Source organism: Flavobacterium sp. Leaf82 (assembly GCF_001422725.1).
Classification (GTDB): domain Bacteria; phylum Bacteroidota; class Bacteroidia; order Flavobacteriales; family Flavobacteriaceae; genus Flavobacterium.
Genome location: NZ_LMMA01000033.1, coordinates 62,210 through 86,119, shown reverse-complemented (window position 1 = coordinate 86,119; position 23,910 = coordinate 62,210). Strand labels below are relative to the sequence as shown.

Here is a 23,910-nt window from a genome sequence, read left to right as displayed (position 1 = left end):
CTCCTGAAATAAATCAGATAAAAGACCTAAATAATCTGTGCAATCTAAAGCATAAAAACCCTAGATTAAATTCGTGTTTTTAAAATTACGTGTAATAAATTCAAATGCAGCGAACATAATGTGTCCCATTGATCTGGCATTTTTAAATTTCATATCATTTGTATAACGATACAATTCCATTTTTAATTGATTCAGATGTTCCTCTGTCGAAATAGTATCGTGGCACATTATATTCAATAATTTTTTGATCCTGTTTTCAGCAGAATGAATACGTTTTGCTAAAATTGCTCTTTCTTCATCTTTATATTGTATTATAGATCTGTCTTCGAGCTTTTCCTTTATCAACTGAATCATTGGATAATTCTCCTTGAAAAACTGCGGACGATATACTTTAAAATTACCTTCGTAACATTGCTGATCAAAATCTATAGGGCGAATTTTATACACCACCTGATCAAAATCGTGAATAGGTACAATTACATAATTATACGCACGCATATCACCCAAAAGCCTGATCATACATCGTTCATTAAACTTTACAAATTCTTTTGCAATCTGGGATTTTTCCATTTCTGTACAATTATCCAATAAAGTATCCATAAAAACATCACCAGGAATGCCAATAATATGTTCCTCAATCAAAGTGTCTTTATAAACCAGGAAGTTAATTTTATCCGGTGATAGGATATCTTCTAATTCCAGTCCGTAAATTCTGGAAGCATCTGCTTTCTTTATATAAAAATGAACATAATTATCATTGAGAATATTTCGGACTTTTATTCGGAAAGGTTTTGAGTTTCCAAAAGTACAATAGTCGATTGCATCGATATTTAAAAACTGAATAATCTCACTGTTTCCATCAGAATGCAAAAGCGAATAGATCTTTTTCAGGTTTAAATCGATTTCATTTCTTTCAAATTCATTATAATAAACCCGAATCCATAAAGTATCCGTTTCATTTTTATCATAGACATTTACAGAACCTGAAAATCGCAGTAAATCATCATAGAACACTGACACTTTCGAAATACGCTCGTATCGTTCTAAATAATTTAAAAGAGATTGCGTTAAAGGATAAGATGGTTTTTTAAAAACCATTAAAGGTTCGCTCATTTTGAATATCTTTATTACAAATTTACATTAAATAAAATTTAGCGTAACAATATATAAGTTGAATCGTCATACTTAAAACTAAAACCGAAATAAATTTGGAAACCATACTTACTATTGAAAATCTGCATAAAAGATACGGGCGAATTCAAGCCTTAAAAAATGTTTCTTTTGAAATACAAAAAGGCCGTGTTTATGGCATTTTAGGTCCTAACGGAAGTGGTAAATCAACTACTCTGGGAATTGTGCTGAATGTTGTAAACCGCACATCAGGAAATTACAGCTGGTTTGGAGGGAGAGTTCAGACTCACGAAGCTTTAAAAAAAGTAGGCGCTATTATAGAACGTCCTAATTTTTATCCGTACATGACCGCGGAAGAAAACCTGAAATTAGTTTGCAAAATAAAAAGCATCGACTATTCTAAAATCAGCGAAAAATTAGATTTAGTTGGTTTAACCGAAAGAAAAGACAGTAGATTTAGTGCTTTCTCATTGGGGATGAAACAACGTTTAGCTATTGCATCAGCGCTTTTAAACGATCCTGAAATTCTGATTTTAGACGAACCTACAAATGGTCTTGACCCACAGGGAATTCACCAGATTAGGGATATTATAAAGAAGATAGCATCACAGGGAACTACCATTTTACTAGCTTCTCATTTATTGGATGAAGTCGAAAAAGTTTGCTCGCATGTAATTGTTTTAAGAAAAGGAGAAATTCTTTATTCAGGTTCTGTAGATGCAATGTCTGCAAATGAAGGTTTCTTCGAAGTTATGGCAGATGATAGTGTTATGCTAAAAAATATTTTGGCACAACATTCAGCAGTTGACAGAATTACCGAGGAAGAAGGGAAAATTTTGGTATACTTAAAATCAGATCTATCAGCTTCAGATCTAAATCAGTTTTTATTTTCTAAAAACATTTCATTGAGTCATTTAGTGAAACGCAAAAACAGTTTAGAAGCTCAATTTTTAGAATTAACCAAAAACGCCACTACCAAAATCAACTAAACCATGAACAGACTTATCGCTATAGAATTACAAAAAATCTGGAAAAACAAGGCCAGTCGAGTACTTACACTAACTTATTTTATTTTACTGTCCTTTATTGCATTGCTGGCATCCATTAAATTTAATATTGGACCAATTCGCATTGATCCGTCAGAAATGGGGTTTTTCAATTTCCCTTATATCTGGCATCTTACCACTTATATCGCTGCTTTGCTAAAGTTTTTCCTTGCTATTGTAATTGTTTCCATGATGGCAAATGAATACAGTTATGGCACCTTAAAACAAAATTTAATTGATGGTTTAAGTAAAAAAGAATTCATTTTATCAAAATTCCTAACAGTTGTACTATTCTCATTAATTTCTACAATTTTTGTTTTTATAATGAGTTTAATTTTAGGACTTTGCTTTTCGTCCTACACTGAATTTGGAATTATTTTTACTGATTTAAATTATCTATTGGCCTTTTTTGTAAAATTAACAGGATTCTTTTCTTTCTGTTTATTTTTGGGAATTTTGATTAAACGTTCTGCCTTTGCATTAGGTTTTTTATTGGTTTGGAATTTTATTGAATGGATTTTAAAACTGGTTTTGATTTTTATAGTTTTTCCAAACAGTAATAAGGGAGATTATATTACACAATTTTTCCCTTTAGAATCAATGTCTAATTTAATTATTGAACCTATTACCAGATTATCAGTTATAAGAAGCATAGGATCCCAAATGGGTGTTACGAATGTAAAAGATTACAGTGTTCATTATTTTTCGATTTTAATAGTTTTGGTGTGGACATTTTTATTCATTTACTTTTCTTACAAATTATTAAAAAATAGAGATTTGTAGTATATTTGTCAGACTATGAATTATTTTAAAGTTTCTTTGTTCTTTATCCTAACGTGCTTACTATCTGCAAAGATTAAAGCACAAAACATTACAATAGATGCTACAAAAACACCAGATGAACTAGTAAAAAATATATTGATTAACAGTTCCTGTATAAATATTGGAACTGTTAATGCTTCTGGAAATCCTGCTAATACAGGAAACAGTTATGCTTACTTTAATGCAGTAACCGGTAGTTTTCCTTTTTCTGGCGGAATTGTTCTAAGTACATCTGCCAGTAAGAATGCTGCGGGTCCTTTTAATCAATCAACTTCTCAGGGACAAACGAATAAAAACTGGAATGGCGACGCTGATTTAGAAAAAGCAATAAACAAAGATGGAAGCACTCAGGCAACGGTTCTAGAGTTTGACTTTGTAGCCTTAACAAACTCGATTAGCTTTAACTATATTTTTGCTTCAAATGAATATCAGACCTATTATCCTTGTGAATATTCTGATGGTTTTGCTTTTTTGATAAAAGAAGCAGGAAGTTCAGGAGATTATAAAAACCTAGCTGTTTTACCCAATACTTCTACCGCTGTTTCCTCTACTACTGTTCATACAAAAATTGATCCCGTTTTTATGAATGGGGAAAGTTTTAGTGGTTGCGATGCTATAAATGAAAACTATTTTAACGGTTACAATACGGTAAATAGTCCTATAAATTATGCCGGACAAACGGTCGTAATGAACGCTCAGACTGAAGTAATTCCGAATAAAACATATCATTTAAAATTAGTAATTGCAGATGATCCAACTGGTCAGTATAACTCTGCTGTTTTTATTGAAGCCGGAAGTTTTGTTTCGACCATAAATTTTGGAGTTGATAAAACAATTGCTAATAATAATCCTGCGTGTTTTGGAGAAAATGTAACGCTAGACACTCAATTAAATAGTGCTTTGTATACTTTTAAGTGGTTAAAACAAGATGCCAGCAATAATTATGTCGAAATTGTTCCTGCAGAAACCGGGGCTGTATATAACGTTAAAACAACAGGAAATTACAAAGTCGAAGCAACCTTAACGGGCACTACTTGTGTATCTACAGGAAGTATTAAGATCGAGTACGCACCAGAAATACTTTCAACTAATACAAGTCTGTTACAATGTGATGACAACACAGACGGAATTTCTGATTTTAATCTAACAAAAGTAGATAACATTATTAAAAATAATGTTGCTCAAACTTTGAATAAAGGATACTATGAATCCTTAACAGATGCTCAGGCAAAGTTAAATCCAATTTTGACTCCTGAAAAATATACGAATAAAACTTCAGGTCAAATTGTTTTTACCAGACTGGAAAATCAGTATGGATGTTTTAAAATTGCCGAAGTAACATTAAATATTTCAAGCACAACAATTGCAGATCAAAAACCAATAGCAACTTGTGATGGTGATGAAAAACAAGATGGCTTATATCAATTCGATCTTCAAGCACAAGTAACGCCACAATTATCAACAGGTTTGCCAACTGGTTTGGTCTTTACGTATTATTTAAACACAGATGATGCTTTATTAGAAAAAAACGCATTACCTAACATCTTTAAAAATATAAATCCTTACAGCCAGATAATTTATGCAAAAGCTACAAATGGAGCTGATTGTTTTGATATAACACCTGTTACGCTTGTTATAAATACATTTGATCCTCCTGGTTTTGAAAACACAACTGAATATCTCTGTAAAGGAGAAGAAATAACCTTGGATGTAGCTTCAGGTTTTGTGAGTTATTTATGGAATACAGGAAGTACAACCAATACTATAAAAATAAATTCAGCTGGCGATTACTCCGTAACTGTAACTGATGAAAATGGTTGCGAAAAAACTAAGAATTTTAAAGTAATTGCATCTGAATCAGCTTTAATAACAGATGCTGTTGTTAAGGATTTTTCAGGAACTGACAATTCAGTATTAATAAAATATACAGGAAGTGGAAATTATGAATTTTCATTAGATGGTACAGTATTCCAGAATGATCCTTTATTTACTGCTGTAAATCCTGGAACTTATTATGCAACTGCAAGAGATAAAAATGGTTGCGGGCTATCTAATTCATTTACTATTTACGTATTAGATTATCCCAGATTTTTCACCCCTAACGGAGATGGATATAATGATTTATGGTATATCAAAAATATAGATCAGCTTCCGGATTATAAAATTTTGATTTTTGATCGTTACGGAAAATTATTAAAAGAAATGAACCAAAACAGCGAGGGCTGGAACGGTGTTTTTAATAGCCAGCAATTACCGTCAGATGATTATTGGTTTACCCTACAATTTATAGATGGTAAAAGTGTAAAAGGTCATTTTAGCCTTAAGAGATAAAAAATATTTAATTTATTTCTTAGACGTTTTTGTATATTTGATTTTGATGAAAAATATATGAAATCTATCCGATTAATAACATTCATTTTATTCCTCATTACAATTCCCTCTTTTGCGCAAAAAGAGGCAGCTATCTGGTATTTTGGTTATGGAGCAGGATTAGATTTTAATTCCGGAAATCCAGTAACCTTAACAAACGGGAAATTATTTACAAATGAAGGGTGCACCAGTATTTCTGATAAAAATGGAAAACTTTTGTTTTATACTGACGGATCGATTGTCTATGATAAAAATCATCAGGTCATGCCGAACGGTACAGGATTATTAGGACATCGATCCAGTACACAATCAGCAATTATAGTTCCTAAACCTAAAGATCCAAATCTATATTATATATTCACGGTAGACGAACCCAACCCACTTAATGCTGATAATAATACAAGTAATGATGAAGATGCCCCAAATAGCGGTTTAAATTTTTCTGTAGTCGATCTTAGATTAAATAATGGTAATGGAGATATTGCTTCAACTGAAAAGAATATCCATCTTATCACCTACAATGTAAATGATGCAGAAGATATAAAGTTTAAATGCTCAGAGAAAATTACTGCCGTACAACATAGTGATGGTATTTCGTTTTGGGTCATTACTCATTTCAAAAACACATTCTACAGTTTTAAAATAAGTACTACAGGTATCGACCAGACTCCAATAAAAACTATAACAACACAAAATGTACCTCTTGGTGGATATAATACAAATGCAATTGGTTATTTAAAGGCGTCGCCAAATGGTAAAAAAATTGCCATGGCAAATATGGCAACAAAAACTTCTAACGATTTTAATCAAAGTGGTCAGATAAAAAGAAATACAGGAAATGTTTCTCTTTATGATTTCGATACAAGTACTGGAATTTTAAACAATGAAATAATAGTATTAAGCAATGTTGATCCTTACGGCGTAGAGTTTTCTCCAAAAGCAACGAAACTTTATCTTACTTTCAACAGATATAATGATGTAAATGGTATTTCGCTTGGAAGCACTCTCATACAATTTGATTTAAAAAAAGTAGACATTATAGGTTCTCAACAAATAATAAATTCTTCAAATTATGTTGCAGGTGCGTTGCAACTTGCTATCGATGAAAAAATTTACAGATCTGGTTATTCAAATACTGACAGTAATAGCAATAAACTATCTGTAATCAACAATCCGGAATCAGATGGCATAAATTGCAATTATATTCAAAATAAAATTGACTTAAAAGGTGGCATTTCAAAATTAGGACTACCTCCCTTTATCACTTCTCTCTTTCTCTACACGTTCGATTACGAATTTAACTGTTTTGGACAATCAACACATTTCTTTGTGAATTCTTCCGAAAATATAGATAGCTTTTTATGGAATTTTGGAGACGGAAATAGTTCAAATAAAAAAGATGCCTTTCATACTTACACAAAACCGGGAGATTATAAAGTAACGCTTGTCAAAACTGTTAATGGTGAAAACAGAGAACCCATCGAAAAAATAATAACCATTTATGAAAATCCTACTGTACTTGGAACTCCGTATAAATTAATTCAATGTGATACTCAGGATAATAATTCATTAGACGGATTGGCTACTTTTAATCTTGCTGTGGCAAATGAACCTATTTCATTAAGGAATAAAGATTATAAGGTTTTTTATTATCATAATAAAAGTGATGCCGAAAATGATATAGCAAGTACGTTATCAATTGATACTATTTATAGAAATGTTACGCCTAATGAAACAGTTTATGCAAAAATAAGCCAACCAAATTCGTCCTGTTATAGCTTCGCAACTATAATATTACAGGCAAATCCCAATATTTATATTAATGCCGATGACTTTCATAAATGCGATTTAGGTGTTGGAAAAGCTGAATTTGACTTAGAACAAAAAAGACACCTTATTAAAAATCAATTAAACATGCCTTTAGACGTTAAATTATTTTTTTACAATTCCGAAAATGATGCAGCTTTATCATTGAACGAACTTAAAAATATAATTACAACAAATTCAAAAAATGTATTTATACGAGCCGAAAATACAGATGGCTGTTATGGGACAGGAAAATTTGAACTAATCGTCGACCCAATTCCACTTTTAATACCACAATCTGAAAAAGTTATATGCGAATCTGTACCCAATGCAACATTAATTTTAGAATCAGGGGTTCAATTATCTGAGATCAATAATTATACTTATTTATGGTCAACCGGAGCTATAACTCCTACAATTACCGTAAATAAAGAAGGAAATTATAATGTAGTTGTAAAAAATAAAGCAGAATGTACTAATAAAGTGGATATTCCTGTAAAATTATCTCATCTAGCTTTTATAAATAAAATTGAAATTAATGATCTAAACACCTTAAATCAACTTATAATAGATGTAAATAATCCTAATAATTATAAATATAGAATTCATTTTCAGGACGGAACGTTTAGTGATTTTCAAAGTTCAACTATTTTCGAAAATATACCGGGAGGATTTCATGAATTAATCATAGAAAATATTGATGGCTGCGGAAGAATCTTTAAGAACTTTGCTGTATTGAATGCTCCCAAGTTTTTCACTCCTAATAATGATGGTTATAATGATTATTGGAATTTTAGCGGAATAAATGATCCTATTTACAAGAATTCTGTAATCTATATTTATGATCGGTACGGAAAACTGCTAAAACAATTATCTCCGTTTGAGGCAGGATGGGACGGAACTTACATTAAAGAACCAATGCCTGCTTCTGATTATTGGTTCACCATTAAACTTGAGAATGGCAGAGAGGCAAAAGGTCATTTTAGCCTTAAGCGATAATAAACTTATAATCATTATTCAAATAGGATCGTTAATTCTAATCGTAGTCTTAAGAGATTAAGTTTAGAACTCAAAAAAAGATATAAAAAAATCCCAAATTCCAGTTCCGATATCTCGGGAGGAATTTGGGATTTTCAATATTAAATGTTAGAAATGGATTTAGATTTTAAATCTTTTTCTATCAGTTTCTGTCAAATAGATTTTTCTCAAACGAATAGATTTTGGAGTTACCTCTACATATTCATCTTTTTGAATATACTCTAAAGCTTCCTCTAATGAAAAAATAATTGGAGGGATGATTCTTGCTTTTTCGTCATTTCCAGAAGAACGAACGTTAGATTGTTTTTTCTCTTTAGTTACGTTCACACACATATCATCAGCACGAGAGTTTTCACCAATAACCTGACCTTCGTAAATTTCAGCATTTGGTTCAACAAAAAACTTACCACGATCTTGCAATTTATCGATAGAATAAGGAATAGCTTTTCCTTTTTCCATAGAAATCAATGAACCTTTGTTACGTCCGGCAATTTCTCCTTTGTAAGGCTCATATCCAATAAAACGGTGCGCCATAATAGCCTCACCAGCTGTTGCAGTAAGTAATTGATTACGCAATCCAATAATTCCACGTGATGGAATATTAAATTTCACAATCATACGCTCCCCTTTAGTTTCCATAGAAAGCATTTCTCCTTTACGCAATGTAACGAATTCAACTGCTCTACCTGAAAGGTTTTCTGGTAAATCGATTGTCAATTCCTCAATTGGTTCACATTTTTTACCATCAATTTCTTTGATGATAACTTGTGGCTGTCCAATTTGTAGCTCATACCCTTCTCTTCTCATTGTTTCAATAAGAACAGATAAGTGAAGTACTCCACGACCAAAAACCATGAATTTATCTGCAGAATCAGTTTCACCTAACTTCATAGCTAAGTTTTTCTCTAATTCTTTTGTTAATCTTTCTCTAATATGACGAGAAGTTACAAATTTACCCTCTTTACCAAAGAAAGGTGAGTCATTGATTGTAAACAACATACTCATTGTAGGCTCATCGATATCAATCGTTTTTAGACCTTCAGGATTTTCATGATCAGCAATAGTATCACCAATTTCAAAACCTTCAACTCCAATGATTGCACAAATATCTCCAGCAATAACCTCTTGTACTTTTTTACGACCAAGTCCTTCAAAAGTATGAAGTTCTTTGATACGAGATTTAGATACCGTACCATCTCTTTTTACTAATGAAATTGGCATACCTTCTTTAAGAACTCCTCTTTCAAGACGACCAATAGCAATACGACCTGTAAAGGCTGAGAAATCTAAAGAAGTAATCAACATTTGTGGTGTTCCTTCAGAAACTTTAGGAGCAGGTACATTAGCAACAACCATATCCAATAATGCTTCAACATTATCAGTTACGTTTTCCCAATGATCAGACATCCAGTTGTTTTTAGCAGAACCATAAACTGTTGGAAAATCCAACTGCCATTCTTCAGCACCTAATTCGAACATTAAGTCAAAAACTTTTTCATGAACTTCTTCAGGAGTACAGTTTTCTTTATCAACTTTATTTATAACTACACAAGGCTTTAAACCAAGATCAATCGCTTTTTGTAATACAAAACGCGTTTGTGGCATTGGACCTTCAAAAGCATCAACTAGCAAACATACACCATCGGCCATGTTTAATACACGTTCTACTTCTCCTCCAAAATCGGCGTGACCAGGAGTATCAATAATATTGATTTTTGTTCCTTTATATTGAACTGAAACGTTTTTTGAAGTAATAGTAATACCTCTCTCACGCTCTAAATCGTTATTATCAAGAATTAAATCACCTGTGTTTTCGTTGTCACGAAATAATTGACAGTGATACATAATTTTATCAACCAAAGTGGTTTTACCGTGATCGACGTGGGCAATAATTGCAATGTTTCTAATAGATTCCATCTGTGATTTTTAATGGGTGCAAAGGTACACTTTATTTTGATATAAAAAACGTTTCTGCGATAGTTTGCGTATAGACAAGTAATTAGTTCGTTAAAACAATGTAAATTTAACCTCCAAATTGAACTTTCGTTATTGTTTAATTATAGTTAATTTAACTATATTTGAGTAATGAAAAGTAAAACTCTCCAAATTACTCTAATTTACGTTATCATATCGCTAATTATGGCAGCAGTCTGTCATAAAATACTTACTACCTACTTTTCTAAACTAGAATATTTTTATTTGTTTTTCTTAAAAGACATTATTTTTATCCTCGCTACAGGTTTTATCTTCAAATATATACTTTCAAAAAAAGAAAGAAAAAATGTTTCCGTTTTTGAAAAATTAAAAAGTACAAACGAAGAAATTAAGGAATCCAATGAAAAATACGACATTGTTGCAAAAGCAACAAGCGATACAATTTGGGATTGGAAAATTCAGGAAGACAGTATCAACTGGAATAAGGGAATAGAAAGTATTTTTGGTTACAAATCTGCTGATGTTGGGAAAACATCGAAATGGTGGTTTGATAAAATTCATCCTGAAGACAGTATCAGAATGTCAATTAAACTATATTCTTTTATTGAACAAAAAACTGAAAAATGGCAAGATCAATATCGTTTTAGATGTGCTGACGGAAGCTACAAATATGTTCTTGATCGTGGTTTTTTATTGAAAGATGAAAACGGAAGAGCCATTAGAATGATTGGAGCCATTCAGGATATTACCAAGCAAAAAGAAGAAGAGCAGCGATTAAAACTTCTGGAAACCGTAATTACACAATCTAAAGATTCGATCTTAATTACAGAAGCAAACTCATCAGACCGAAAAATCCCAAAAATAGTCTACGTTAATCCTGCATTTTCACACATGTCCGGATATCTTTCGCATGAAATAATAGGAAAATCTACCAATATATTTAAAGGACCAAAATCTGATTCAGAAGAACTGAAAAAACTATTAAGAGCAATAAAAAACGAAGAAGAATGCCTGATAGAAACAATTAGTTACACAAAGAAAAATGAAGAATACTGGGTTCGATTCTCTATGATTCCAATTTTCAACAACGAAGGTGTTATTTCGCACTGGATCTCGATACAAAGAGACATTACAGATGAGAAAAAATTAGAAACAGAAAAAGAACATCTAATTAGGGAGTTAACTCAAAACAACAAGGACCTAAAACAATTTTCGTACATCACATCACATAATTTACGGGCACCATTGTCAAATCTAATTGGGTTATTAAATCTCATTGAAGATATTGCCATTGAAAATCCGGAATTAGAAGAAATCCTTGCTGGTTTTACTAAATCAACTCACCTTTTAAACGAAACAATCAATGATTTGGTAAAAGTAATTATTATCAAAGACAACCCTTCTATGCAAAAAGAAGAAGTTTCTTTAAAAGAGGTTTTCGAAAATGTATTTAGTCAATTATCTTTTCAAATCGAATTACACAAACCAATCATCAAACTAAATTTCGAAAAAGTTCCATTATTAAATACGAACAAAGCATATATTGAAAGCATTTTACTTAATTTGCTCACCAACTCGATTAAATACAAATCTGAAAACAGAAAATTAAAAATATCAATTACCGCAGAACAAATTGAACATCAGGCAATTTTAACTTTTAAAGACAACGGAATTGGGATTGACCTGGAAAGAAACGGTGACAAAGTTTTTGGTTTGTATCAAAGATTTCACAATTATCCTGACAGCAAAGGACTAGGTTTATATCTCGTAAAATCACAGGTAGAAACAATGGGTGGAACAATAAGTATTGAAAGCGAAGTAAATAAAGGAACGACATTTACAATAACATTTAAAAATTAATTTTTATGCTGGAGCAAATTTTATGCATTGACGACGATCCTATCACATTAATGTTATGCAAAAAAGTAATTTCAAAATCATCATTTTCCAAAGAAATTATAACAGCTCAAAATGGCGAAGAAGCGCTACATCATTTTAACAATTTAAAATACACCAACAATAAAAACAAAGTAAACAAAAAACCGGAATTAATATTCTTAGACCTAAATATGCCAGTAATGGGCGGCTGGGAATTTCTGGATCACTTTACTTCTCCTGCTTATGCAGACTTTAATTCTGCACACGTAATTGTATTATCCTCAACAATTGATCCTGACGATTTAGCCAAAGCAAAAAAATATCCTATCATTATAGATTTTCTTTCAAAACCTATTACACAACCTATGTTAGAATATCTAAAAAAGAAAATCAATCTTTAAATCTATTCTGCAATTATAGATTAAGTCTTATGGCGTTTCCCTACGGGTCGGGCTGTACGCTAAATCTTTTGTTCCAGTTCGTTTATTAAAAATCAAAAAGTTTGGATTATCACAAAAGGATACCGCTTCCATCCCTAACGCAATTGGCTATAAACATAAAAAACAGATTTCACAAACTCAAAATTCCCATAGATAACCTGTACTTTGGGATTTTTTTTGATTTTAAAAACTAAAAAACAGTTTGTTTGAAACAAAAAAAGTCCTCTTAAAGAGGACTTTTTATATATTTTAGGAAATTGTAGTTAATTACAATTTAGCAACATGCTTAGTTAATTTAGACTTCAAGTTAGAAGCTTTATTATCATGAATGATGTTCTTTTTAGCTAATTTATCAATCATAGAGATTACAGTTGATAATTTTGAAGTTGCATCAGATTTATCAGTAGCTATTCTTAATGCTTTAATAGCGTTACGAGTAGTTTTATGTTGATATCTGTTAAGAACTCTTCTTTTTTCGTTACTTCTGATTCTTTTTAATGCTGACTTATGATTTGCCATTTTGTTTTAATTTTAGATGTAATAATTGTTATAGATACTAGTTAAAAAAGAAAAACCTCCCACAATTGCTAAGCAATCACTTTGGTTTTAACTAATAAAATAAAAATCGAGACACCAATTTTTATTTTATAAAACTTATTCACAACTAATTTTAGTAGTCTGTAAGGGAATCGAACCCCTGTTACCAGGACGAAAGCCTGGAGTCCTAACCCCTAGACGAACAGACCATTCTCGTTCTAAGTTTTCTTCAATTATATTAATTGAAATTGTAGCCCGTAGCGGAATCGAACCGCTCTTACATGGATGAAAACCATGCGTCCTAACCGATAGACGAACGGGCCATTTTAATTCTCAGTATTTAAAGAACAATTTCGCAAAAAAAGTAGTAGCCCGTAGCGGAATCGAACCGCTCTTACATGGATGAAAACCATGCGTCCTAACCGATAGACGAACGGGCCTGCTTCCCTAATGCGGATGCAAAGATACATCTATTTTTTAGTTGCACAATAGCTGATGCAAAAAAAAATAAAATTTTTTAATATGCCTTAGCAAAAAGCACTCTTTTTGTAGACGGATTACCAGTAAACACACAGGTTCCCGCCTCTTCTACAGCATCCAAAGGAATGCATCGAATCGTAGCTTTTGTCAAATCTTTTATCTTCTCTTCAGTAGCTGCAGTTCCATCCCAATGTGCAGATACAAAACCACCTTTACCGTCTAAAATTTCTTTAAATTCCTCAAAACTATTTACTTCCGTAACATGAGTATTACGATACTCTAATGCTTTATTAAATAAATCAGTTTGAATCTGTTCTAACAAGTCATTTATATAAGTAACTATTCCTTCACCAGAAACTGTCTCTTTTGTCAATGTATCACGTCTGGCAACTTCAAAAGTTCCATTTTCTAAATCTTTTGGTCCAACAGCAATTCTAACAGGAACTCCTTTTAATTCCCATTCAGCAAACTTGAATCCTGGTTTTTGAGTTGTTCTGTCATCATATTTAACAGAGATCTTTAACTTCTTTAATTTAGCTGTCAATTCGTTAACAGCGGTTGTAATTTCAGCAAATTGCTCGTCTGTTTTATAAATTGGCACAATAACAACTTGTATTGGCGCTAAATTAGGAGGCAAAACCAATCCCTGATCATCTGAGTGCGTCATAACCAAAGCTCCCATTAAACGAGTAGAAACTCCCCAAGAGGTTCCCCAAACGTGTTCTTGTTTTCCTTCGGCATTTGCAAACTTCACATCAAAAGCTTTTGCAAAGTTTTGTCCTAAAAAGTGAGATGTTCCCGCTTGCAAAGCTTTTCCGTCTTGCATCAAAGCTTCGATACAATAGGTTTCATCAGCACCGGCAAAACGTTCTGTTTCGGTTTTTATACCTTTTACAACCGGAATAGCCATAAAATCCTGAACAAAATCAGCATAAACATTCATCATTTTTTCAGATTCTTCTATAGCTTCTGCCTTTGTAGCATGTGCCGTATGTCCTTCCTGCCACAAAAACTCAGCAGTTCTTAAAAATAAACGTGTACGCATTTCCCAACGAACTACATTTGCCCATTGATTAATTAGCAAAGGTAAATCTCTGTAAGATTGCACCCATCCTTTATAGGTAGACCAAATAATAGCTTCACTGGTAGGACGAACAATTAGTTCTTCTTCTAGTTTAGCATTTGGGTCAACCATTAGTTTTCCGGGTTTGTCCGGATCGTTTTTTAATCTATAATGTGTTACGATAGCACACTCTTTTGCAAATCCTTCTGCATTTTTCTCTTCAGCCTCAAACATGCTCTTAGGCACAAATAAAGGGAAGTACGCATTTTGATGTCCTGTTTCTTTAAACATTCTATCTAACTCAGCCTGCATTTTTTCCCAAATAGCATATCCGTAAGGTTTAATAACCATACATCCCCTAACGCCTGAATTTTCGGCTAGATCTGCCTTTACAACCAGCTCGTTATACCATTTCGAATAATCTTCTGATCTTGTAGTGAGGTTCTTACTCATATTGAATAGTTTGGCACAAATTTTGTTTTAATAATTTTAACTAAATAGTTTGACAAAACTAACTATTTTTGTAATGTGCAACAATAAAAAACACCACAGATATGAAAACTTATACTTCTCTTCGCCAAAACTCAAGTCATATTTACTTAATTGGATTACTGAGTTTTCTTTTAGCATCGTGTGGTTCTTACCAAAATACTTCTTACAATGATAATGACGGAGTATATGGTGGCTCACCAAGAACGTATGCTCAGACAAACACCACAAATACTAACAATCAATACAAAGATTACTTTAAATCTTTGCAAGATGATAATCAGCCAACCGAAATTTTTACAGATGTTGACAGTTACGGCAATTATCAAGATAGCGACAGCACACAAACAGTAGCAACTGCTTACCCGGCTTGGGGAAGTGCCAATTCAGAAGTTTCAGTAAACGTTTACTCTGACCCTACATGGTCAATGGGATTCGGCTTTGGTTTTGGATATCCATATTACGGTTACGGATATGGAGGAGGTTATTGGGGCTACCCTGGATACGGATGGGGATATCCTGGATACTGGGGAGGCGGATGGGGCTACCCTGGTTATTACAGACCTTATTACGGATATAACAACTACTCTTACAGTTATGGAAGAAGAGGTTCTGCTGCATATTATGGAGGAAGAAATTATGCTTCTAACAGAAACTTTACTACAAACAGAGGATATAACAGTAACAGAAACTACAGTTCAAACAGAAGTTATACTACAAACAGAGGAAGCTATACAACTAACAGACAAAATGGCTACTCTGACTACAGAAGAAGCTCTTCTGTAAACGGAAGAACATACAACTCTTCAAGCCCTACTTTTACAAACAGAAGAAGTACGACTCAAGGTCAAAGCAACAGTTATGATTACTCAAACAGAAGATCATCAAGTAACACAACAACGAGAAGTTACGATAGTGGCAATTCATCAAGAAGCTACTCTCCTAGCCCATCCCGTTCTATGAACAGCGGTAGTGGCGGAAGCATGAGATCATCTGGCGGCGGTGGCGGTGGCGGAAGATCATATAGCGGAGGCGGTGGTGGAAGAAGATAATCTCTTCATTCACTAATCTAAAAATCACATAAAAAAACTTATCCCAATGAAAAAAATATTATTCCTACTTATTACAGGACTAACAGCCAGCGTCTCACATTCACAAGAAATATCTGATGCTGTTCGTTATGCACAAGACAATTTAACCGGAACAGCAAGATTCAGAGCAATGAGCGGTGCGTTTGGAGCAGTTGGTGGAGATTTATCTTCTATGAGTGTCAATCCGGCAGGATCTGCAATTTTCTCTAACAATCAAACTGGTATAAGTTTTAGTAACCAAAATATTAAAAATAATTCTAACTATTTTGGAACTCAGACAAGCGAAAAAGAAAACTCATTTATCCTAAATCAGGCAGGAGCCGTTTTTGTTTTTCACGACCACAATCCAAGTAATAACTGGAAAAAGATTGCAATTGGAGTAACTTATGAAAACACAAATAATTTCGACAACAGCATTGCATCAGTAGGAACAAATCCAACAAATTCTATTGACAAATATTTCTTAGCCTATGCGAATGGTATTCCTTTAAGTACTATTACAAACGTCCCTTACAGAGATCAGTTCTACGATGAACAACAAGCCTATTTTGGATACAAAGGATTCGTAATAAATCCGGTTACAGATACTGATAATAACAATCAATATATATCAAATGTACCAGCCGGCGGTAATTACTATCATGAAAACGAAGTTTATACAAGCGGATACAACAGTAAATTAAGTTTTAATATCGCTACATCTTATAAAGACAGAATTTATCTTGGAGCTAATTTAAATGTACATATAACTGATTATAGAAGATCAAGCAGTTTTTATGAAGATAACAGCAATCCATTAGAAGCAAATCCAACTATTTCAAATTTGCGTTTTAATAACGACTTGTATACTTATGGTAATGGTTTTTCTTTTCAACTTGGAGCTATTGCAAAAGTTACAGAATCATTCCGTCTTGGTTTAGCCTACGAATCAAATACGTGGTATGAAATGAATGACGAAGTTTCTCAAAGTCTTTACACAACTACACAAGCTATCAACGGACCAGAAGATTACGCAAATGTTAACCCAAATATTGTGAATGTTTATGATTCATATACTTTACAAACTCCGGGGAAGACCACTTTTAGTGCTGCGTATGTATTTGGAAAATCAGGTTTGATCAGTGTTGATTACGCTATCAAAGATTACGGAAATACTAAGTATAAACCAACAGATGATGCTGGTTTTAGAGGTGTAAACAATGATATTAGCAATCAACTAACAAGTAATGGCGAATTACGAGTTGGAGCTGAATATAAAATAAAACAATTGAGTTTACGCGGTGGTTATCGTTACGAAGGAAGCCCTTATAAAGACGGCACAACAATAGGAGACACAAACAGTTATTCAGGAGGTTTAGGATATAATTTTGGAGGAACTAAACTAGATTTAGCGTACTCTTACCTGGAAAGAAAATCGAATCAGGGATTTTTCGCAACTGGATTTACTGACGGAGCTAACATTACATCAAAACTGAACAATGTTACTTTGACTTTATTATTTGAATTGTAATTAAGAATAAATAGATGAATTGAAATTTCCGTCAGGTTTTACCTGACGGATTTTTTTTTAGCCCCGATAGAAGCGACATCCTTTTTCTTGCTCCTTTAGCAAGGAAAAGATATAGCGGAGAGCGGGAATAGCTTCATAAAAAACACGTAAAAGAAAAGGAAACAAGCGGTGTTTGAATAAAAAAGCGTAATTTTGCACTCCAATTTATAAAAGTATGAGAACCAAGTCTTTAAAAAAGAACAAAATTAACGTAATCACTCTTGGGTGTTCGAAAAATGTATATGATAGTGAAGTCTTAATGGGACAGCTTCGTGCAAACGGCAAAGAAGTGACTCATGAGGCGCCTGCAGCAGAAGAAGGAAACATTATTGTAATCAACACTTGTGGTTTTATTGATAATGCTAAAGCAGAATCAGTAAACATGATTTTGGAATATGCAGACAAAAAAGACAAAGGATTAGTTGATAAAGTTTTTGTAACAGGATGCTTATCTGAGCGTTACAGACCTGATTTAGAAAAAGAAATTCCTAATGTAGATCAATATTTTGGTACAACTGAATTGCCTCAGTTATTGAAAGCTTTAGGAGCTGATTATAAACATGAATTATTAGGAGAACGTTTAACAACAACCCCTAAAAACTATGCTTACCTGAAAATTGCCGAAGGTTGCGACAGACCTTGCAGCTTTTGTGCTATTCCGCTTATGCGTGGTAAACACGTTTCTCAATCTATCGAAAAACTGGTAAAAGAAGCTGAAGGTTTAGCTAAAAATGGCGTTAAGGAACTAATCTTAATTGCTCAGGATCTAACTTATTATGGTCTTGATATTTATAAAAAGAGAAATCTTGCTGAACTTTTAGAAGCTTTAGCAAAAGTAGAAGGTATTGAATGGATTCGTTTGCATTATGCCTATCCTACAGGTTTCCCTATGGATGTTTTAGAATTAATGAAACGCGAACCTAAGATCTGTAATTATATCGATATTCCGTTGCAGCATATCTCTGACTCTATCTTAAAATCTATGCGTCGTGGTACTACTCAGGCTAAAACGACTCAATTATTAAAAGATTTTCGTGCAGCTGTTCCCGGAATAGCTATCAGAACAACTTTAATTGTTGGATATCCTGGTGAAACTCAGGAAGATTTTGAAATTCTAAAAGATTTCGTTCAGGAAATGAAATTTGACCGAATGGGATGTTTTGCTTATTCTCATGAAGAAAATACGCATGCTTATTTATTAGAAGATGATGTTCCGGATGATGTAAAACAAGCCAGAGCAAACGAAATAATGGAACTACAGTCACAAATTTCATGGGACTTGAACCAGGAGAAAGTAGGACAGGTTTACAGATGTATTATTGACAGAAAAGAAGGCGCTCACTTTGTTGGAAGATCTGAGTTTGATAGTCCGGATGTAGACAATGAAGTTTTGATTGACGCATCTAAACATTATGTAAAAACAGGAGAATTTGTTAATATAAGAATAATAGAAGCAACAGAATTTGATTTATACGGAGAACCTGCTTAAATTTACGCTGAACAATTATCAATTTTAGATAAAACAATCTTATGAAACCTATACAATCTTTATTTCTTTTAGTTTTCACCTTATTCTGCTTCAATTCTGTTTCGGCTCAATACGGAAATGGATACAATAACGGTTACGGAGGTGGCGGTTATGGAGGAAACGGATACGGAAGAGGTGGCGGAATGGGTATGGACAGAAGTATGATGGGCGGTGGACAGCAAGGTAACACCAGCAAACCTAAAGAAGTTCCTGTAGAAGAAACTGCTGCCAGAATTGTAGAGCAAATGAAGCCCGTGGTAAATCTTGATGAACTTCAGGCAATTGCTATTACAAATGTTTTTACTGACAGCATGAAAGAACAAGGTGTTCTTTTGAAAAACGAAAGCAGCAGCCAGGACGAAAAACTAGAGCAGATTAAAGCTTTAAGAGAAAGCACTAATAAAAAAGTTACTGCTTTTTTGAATCCGGACCAGATTGAAAAATATACTGCTTTTATGGCAGATTTTAAAGAAATCAAAAAACCTGCTAAATCGAAAAAGAAAAAAGATTCTAAAGAAAACAAAAATAAAGAAGAAGTTAAAGAAGATACTGAAACAATAAAAGCTCAAGAATAACTGTTTCAATCTTATCTTATAAACATAACTAACCATGGCAAAAAAACATTTTTGTTTCCTGATTTTGGCCCTTATTATTACTGCTTGCTCGACAAACCCTTATAAAAACACAGAAAAGGTTTACGACAAACAGCTTAAAACTCTAGAGAATCAAATCACAAATAAAGAAGCTCAACCAATTCCGGCAGTTACGCCTGTTGTTATTGACACTACTTATGCAGCACAATTAGGAATTGTAAAAGATACTTTATCTAAAACGGGTTCTACGTACTTATTAAATGGTGTAAATACAGAATGGATTGGAACAGTAAACTTTAACTTAAGAAAACCAAGCTTTATTGTTATTCACCATACTGCTCAGGATTCGATCCAGCAAACCATAAAAACATTTACCATAACAAGAACACAGGTTAGTGCCCACTATATTATATCTGAGAATGGAAAAGTGGTTCAGATGCTAAACGATTATTTAAGAGCCTGGCACGCAGGAGCATCTACTTGGGGAAAAAATACAGATTTAAACTCTTCTTCTATTGGTATTGAACTTGACAATAATGGTTTTAAACCTTTTACCGAAGCACAAATTAGCAGCCTTGTAGCACTTTTAACGAAATTAAAAAAAGATTACAATATTCCGACTCAAAACATATTAGGTCACGCAGATATTGCACCAGGCAGAAAACAAGATCCAAGTGCCTTGTTTCCGTGGAAAACCTTAGCAGAAAAAGGATTTGGAATCTGGCCAGATGAAATTTTAGAAGAAGCTCCGTTTGATTTTAAAATCGAACCGGCTTTGAGAATTATTGGCTATAATACCAAGAATCTTTCGGCAGCAATTCAGGCTTTTAAATTACATTATATTCAAACTGATACTACTGCTACTTTAGATCGAAAAACAATAGATACTATCTACTCGATTTACAAAAAGCAACTGCAATAAAAAAGCATACAAAACGCGTTTCTAAAATTTAGAAACGCGTTTTTTTATTACTTGAAGTTTGCCACGAATTACACAAATTTTCACGAATTAAAAGGCAAAAATTAGCTGTTCCCAATCTCTATTAGACAAAAAGTTGATTGTTTTTTATCTGTTTTAATTTGTACTTATACTTGATGATGGTGTTATTGTTGCTTGAGAATTCTTACAGATAGCAGGAATTGATGGATGACTTTTTAAATAAACTGTGCTTATTGAAAAATTTAATAGAGAAAAAATTAGTGTAATTTGTGAAATTCGTGGCAAAAAAAACCAGAATAAACTCTGCTGAGTTTACATACATTGTGCGAGTTTGCACAAATAAAGAATATGAAATTTAGCTGTTAATTAAGATTAATAATAGTTCTGCCATGACCTAGAGAGATAAAAAACAAGCAAAAGTAACTGTCCAAACCAAAATAAAAAATTAGAGCAAATTAGTGTAATTCGTGGCAAAAAAAATCAAACCATAGTTCCTATCTAAATTTAAGACAAAAAATAACAGGAATACATTCAAATAAAAAAGCTGCCAAAACATTAGTATGTTTCGACAGCTCCAAAAAAAAAAAAAAAATATCAATCTTTATCTCTAGAAAGAGTATGTTGTAGCAATTAATCCGAAGAAAGATCCTCCTGTTGGAGCGACATCTTTATCTAAAAAGATATCATTCGATGCAGCATCGTATCTTAACTCAGGAATTATGGTTAGTTTTCCAACTTTGTAATTTAAAGAAACTGTGTTTGCAAAAACATTCGATCCTGTCAATGTTCCTAAACTCGCAGCAGCATCTTTAGCATCAAAATATTCTATTCTGTAAGCCAAACTCAAAGATGGCATGAAGGCATAATTAGCATATCCTACTAATGCAAACCAATCACCGTCTAATTCACTATCGAAATCATTTTTAGTTTTAGCATATGTTGCATTAAATCCTAAAGAAAAAGCATCTGTTATTGTTTTAGACGCTACAAAATCGATTTGTGTTTTATTCTCATCAGATGCAGGATTACTACTGCCTGACGTAAAATTTAAATAAGCACTTCCGGTATCACCAATATATCCTAATTGTGCGATATATGTTTTTTGGCTTGACCCCGCATCCATAGCAGATTTAAAATCTGTTGGGTTTGTAATCCCAGCCATAGCTGTAAATTTTCCCGAAGTATATACTGCTTTTACTCCAGTATTAAAAAATGGACCGTAAGAGAAAGCATATGACATACTATAGTTTTTATTCCCTATCGCATCTAACACTTCATACCCTATATGCGTACCAAAACTACCTGCGACTACTTTAAATTTATCTGTTACCTGATAAGTGAAAAATAATTGTTTGATTAAAAATTTTGCTGTAACATCCTTATCTGTTGTTTCATTATATGAAAATTCCCCCGCTCTTTTTCCGAAACCTAAGTCTACAAAAACTGAAGCCTTCCCGAACGTGTGCGCCGCCTGAATTGAGGCCATTCCTAATTCGAATGAATCTTGTGAGTTGGTAAAGCTCGTTAATCCGTTCATTTGTTTTGAAAAATCATATTTATAATAAGCGTCTGCTGATCCTCCCCAAGTGGTTGCTGGCGAAACTGAAGCTTCAGTCTCATCTTGGGCAAAAGCAAAAGAACTTGTTAACATCGCGGCTAATACGTGTAATACTTTTTTCATGTGTTAATTGGTTTTTAGTTATTAATTGATTCTGGTTAGTTAATCTTTTATATATCTATTTAATAGTATAAGTCATTTCTAAAACCTCTTATTCGCCTCTAAAACATTCTCTTTTTCATTAGCGAATTTATTAACTTTTGTATGAGGAAAAGAATTGAAGTCTGTTTTTTTGACTATTTAGGGCAAGAATTATGGATTACAAAAATTAAATTAACAATAATCATGATTTGACATTTATATTAATTTATTTTTGAAAATTCAATAACCAGTTTTTACAATAAACCCTCAATAAATAAAGATAAATACGACATTTACTGATTTAAAAACATATTTAAGCATCAATAAATAGATACAAATACACATGACCCCCTTAAAAAATAGGGTATAAAATTTTTTAATTAAAAATAAGCTGAAAAACACATTTACTATTTCAAATTAAAAGCAAAAAAATAGTCCATAAAAATTCCTACAAAAAAAGCCTGATCAAACTGAACAGGCTTTTCTAGTTTATGCAAATTAATACTAGTTTTGCGTATTGTATTTTCTTAAAAACTCACGGACTTTAATTCCTGACTCTTTTAAATCTTTATCTTTCCAATTGCCTTCTGACTTTGCAGACTTTTTTAGAATAGAACAGGTTTCCTCTTTATCAGAAACGGACCAGGTTATCCAGCTTAATTTTCGTGCTTCCATCCAGTCTATATATTCTTGCCAGGCTTTCATGTTTAAAGGACCGTCTCCTGAGGCTTCCATACCTGCAGATTCTGAAACAAAAATTGGTAAACCGTTTTTTATTGCCTCATCTGTTCTGTCTCTTAATTCTTTGCCATGCGTTGCTGCATAAAAATGCATCGTGTACATTATATTATTAAATCCTTTAATTGGGTCAGCAGCTGCAAGATCAACATCCTGATCCCAATGTGGCGAACCAACTAAAATGATATTGTAGGGATCATTTTCACGAATCACTTTTATCACTTGTTCTGCGTAAGTTTTAACTTCTGACCAGGACTCATGATCCGGCTCATTAAATATCTCATATATTATATTAGGATACTTTGCATATTTTTTTGAAACCTCATCAAAAAATGCTGTTGCTTCTTTTAGATTAATGTTATGGCTGTGCCAGTCAATAATTACATATATATCATTTTTTATAGCTCCATTTACAACCGCTTCGATTTTTTCTTTAGAAAATTGCTTCTCCTTTATATATGCCATTTCCCCTAACTCAATTCCCATAGCTGCACGAACCACATTACAATTAAAATCTTTTTTTAGCCAACTAACTGCTTTTTCATTATAAAATCTGGGCCACATACTGTGCCAGCCAAAACTGAGACCGCGCAAAACAATTGGATTATTATTTTTATCTGCTAACTGCGTTCCGTTAACGCTTAGCTGACCATGATTTTTGACAAACTGTGCATTCGAAACAAAAAACATCAATAATAAGGTAACGATAAAGTAATTTGTTTTCGTTTTCATTAGTA

17 protein-coding genes and 3 tRNA genes are annotated in these 23,910 nt (G+C 32.9%); 11 read left to right on the top strand and 9 right to left on the bottom strand.

Annotation, left to right across the window (positions count from 1 at the left end):
• Window positions 1–60: 60 nt before the first annotated feature.
• Entirely contained in the window at window positions 61–1,113 is a 1,053-nt protein-coding gene (locus tag ASF10_RS18590) for a hypothetical protein (RefSeq protein WP_056252464.1), read from the bottom strand.
• A gap of 95 nt (window positions 1,114–1,208) precedes the next feature.
• Here ASF10_RS18590 and ASF10_RS18585 point away from each other — a divergent pair, with 95 nt between their 5' ends.
• Genes ASF10_RS18585 through ASF10_RS18570 form a run of 4 tightly spaced genes read left to right on the top strand, consistent with a single transcriptional unit; the run spans window position 1,209 to window position 8,174 of the window.
• Window positions 1,209–2,120, top strand: coding sequence for an ABC transporter ATP-binding protein (locus ASF10_RS18585; protein WP_056252461.1), 912 nt, complete (start codon window positions 1,209–1,211; stop codon window positions 2,118–2,120).
• Between the two features lie 3 nt (window positions 2,121–2,123).
• Window positions 2,124–2,960, top strand: a complete 837-nt coding sequence (locus ASF10_RS18580) for an ABC transporter permease (RefSeq protein WP_056252458.1) — start codon at window positions 2,124–2,126, stop codon at window positions 2,958–2,960.
• Between the two features lie 15 nt (window positions 2,961–2,975).
• On the top strand, window positions 2,976–5,330 hold the full coding sequence (locus ASF10_RS18575; protein WP_056252455.1) for a T9SS type B sorting domain-containing protein: 2,355 nt from the start codon (window positions 2,976–2,978) through the stop codon (window positions 5,328–5,330).
• A 57-nt stretch (window positions 5,331–5,387) separates the two neighbouring features.
• Window positions 5,388–8,174 (top strand): T9SS type B sorting domain-containing protein, encoded by a 2,787-nt coding sequence (locus ASF10_RS18570; RefSeq protein ID WP_056252453.1) that lies wholly within the window; start codon window positions 5,388–5,390, stop codon window positions 8,172–8,174.
• Window positions 8,175–8,333: 159 nt separating this feature from the next.
• Here ASF10_RS18570 and typA read toward each other — a convergent pair whose 3' ends face one another.
• Window positions 8,334–10,130: a translational GTPase TypA gene (gene typA / locus ASF10_RS18565; protein ID WP_056252450.1), complete on the bottom strand. Its 1,797-nt coding sequence runs from the start codon at window positions 10,128–10,130 to the stop codon at window positions 8,334–8,336.
• A 222-nt stretch (window positions 10,131–10,352) separates the two neighbouring features.
• Here typA and ASF10_RS18560 point away from each other — a divergent pair, with 222 nt between their 5' ends.
• The gene (locus ASF10_RS18560; RefSeq protein WP_241774985.1) at window positions 10,353–12,008 is read left to right on the top strand and encodes a PAS domain-containing protein; all 1,656 of its coding nucleotides are present in this window, start codon (window positions 10,353–10,355) and stop codon (window positions 12,006–12,008) included.
• A gap of 5 nt (window positions 12,009–12,013) precedes the next feature.
• Window positions 12,014–12,427 carry a response regulator gene (locus ASF10_RS18555; RefSeq protein ID WP_056252445.1) on the top strand — a complete coding sequence of 138 codons (414 nt, stop codon included), beginning with the start codon at window positions 12,014–12,016 and terminating at the stop codon, window positions 12,425–12,427.
• 306 nt (window positions 12,428–12,733) lie between these two features.
• Here the strand turns inward: ASF10_RS18555 and rpsT are convergent, their stop codons facing one another.
• From rpsT to proS, 5 genes are all read right to left on the bottom strand, one after another.
• Window positions 12,734–12,985 carry a 30S ribosomal protein S20 gene (gene rpsT / locus ASF10_RS18550; protein WP_056252442.1) on the bottom strand — a complete coding sequence of 84 codons (252 nt, stop codon included), beginning with the start codon at window positions 12,983–12,985 and terminating at the stop codon, window positions 12,734–12,736.
• Window positions 12,986–13,140: 155 nt separating this feature from the next.
• Window positions 13,141–13,212 (bottom strand) — tRNA-Glu (locus tag ASF10_RS18545).
• A 42-nt stretch (window positions 13,213–13,254) separates the two neighbouring features.
• Window positions 13,255–13,326 (bottom strand) — tRNA-Glu (locus ASF10_RS18540).
• A 45-nt stretch (window positions 13,327–13,371) separates the two neighbouring features.
• A tRNA-Glu gene (locus ASF10_RS18535) sits at window positions 13,372–13,443 on the bottom strand.
• A 77-nt stretch (window positions 13,444–13,520) separates the two neighbouring features.
• Complete coding sequence (gene proS / locus ASF10_RS18530) at window positions 13,521–14,999, bottom strand: proline--tRNA ligase (protein ID WP_056252439.1); 1,479 nt, start codon at window positions 14,997–14,999, stop codon at window positions 13,521–13,523.
• A gap of 101 nt (window positions 15,000–15,100) precedes the next feature.
• Here proS and ASF10_RS18525 point away from each other — a divergent pair, with 101 nt between their 5' ends.
• The 5 genes from ASF10_RS18525 to ASF10_RS18505 all read left to right on the top strand — a co-directional run bounded on the left by ASF10_RS18525 (window position 15,101) and on the right by ASF10_RS18505 (window position 20,718).
• Window positions 15,101–16,087: a hypothetical protein gene (locus tag ASF10_RS18525; RefSeq protein WP_056252435.1), complete on the top strand. Its 987-nt coding sequence runs from the start codon at window positions 15,101–15,103 to the stop codon at window positions 16,085–16,087.
• A 46-nt stretch (window positions 16,088–16,133) separates the two neighbouring features.
• Window positions 16,134–17,636, top strand: coding sequence for an OmpP1/FadL family transporter (locus tag ASF10_RS18520; RefSeq protein WP_056252433.1), 1,503 nt, complete (start codon window positions 16,134–16,136; stop codon window positions 17,634–17,636).
• Between the two features lie 214 nt (window positions 17,637–17,850).
• Window positions 17,851–19,164: a 30S ribosomal protein S12 methylthiotransferase RimO gene (rimO, locus tag ASF10_RS18515; RefSeq protein WP_056252430.1), complete on the top strand. Its 1,314-nt coding sequence runs from the start codon at window positions 17,851–17,853 to the stop codon at window positions 19,162–19,164.
• A gap of 41 nt (window positions 19,165–19,205) precedes the next feature.
• Entirely contained in the window at window positions 19,206–19,778 is a 573-nt protein-coding gene (locus ASF10_RS18510; protein ID WP_056252427.1) for a hypothetical protein, read from the top strand.
• Window positions 19,779–19,812: 34 nt separating this feature from the next.
• Window positions 19,813–20,718, top strand: coding sequence for an N-acetylmuramoyl-L-alanine amidase (locus ASF10_RS18505; RefSeq protein ID WP_056252424.1), 906 nt, complete (start codon window positions 19,813–19,815; stop codon window positions 20,716–20,718).
• A 625-nt stretch (window positions 20,719–21,343) separates the two neighbouring features.
• On the opposite strand, the gene ASF10_RS18500 is transcribed toward ASF10_RS18505, so the two are convergent.
• Together ASF10_RS18500 and ASF10_RS18495 are read right to left on the bottom strand one after the other, a co-directional pair.
• Window positions 21,344–22,417: an outer membrane beta-barrel protein gene (locus ASF10_RS18500; RefSeq protein ID WP_056252422.1), complete on the bottom strand. Its 1,074-nt coding sequence runs from the start codon at window positions 22,415–22,417 to the stop codon at window positions 21,344–21,346.
• A gap of 522 nt (window positions 22,418–22,939) precedes the next feature.
• Window positions 22,940–23,905: a glycoside hydrolase family 5 protein gene (locus ASF10_RS18495; protein WP_056252419.1), complete on the bottom strand. Its 966-nt coding sequence runs from the start codon at window positions 23,903–23,905 to the stop codon at window positions 22,940–22,942.
• Window positions 23,906–23,910: the final 5 nt, after the last annotated feature.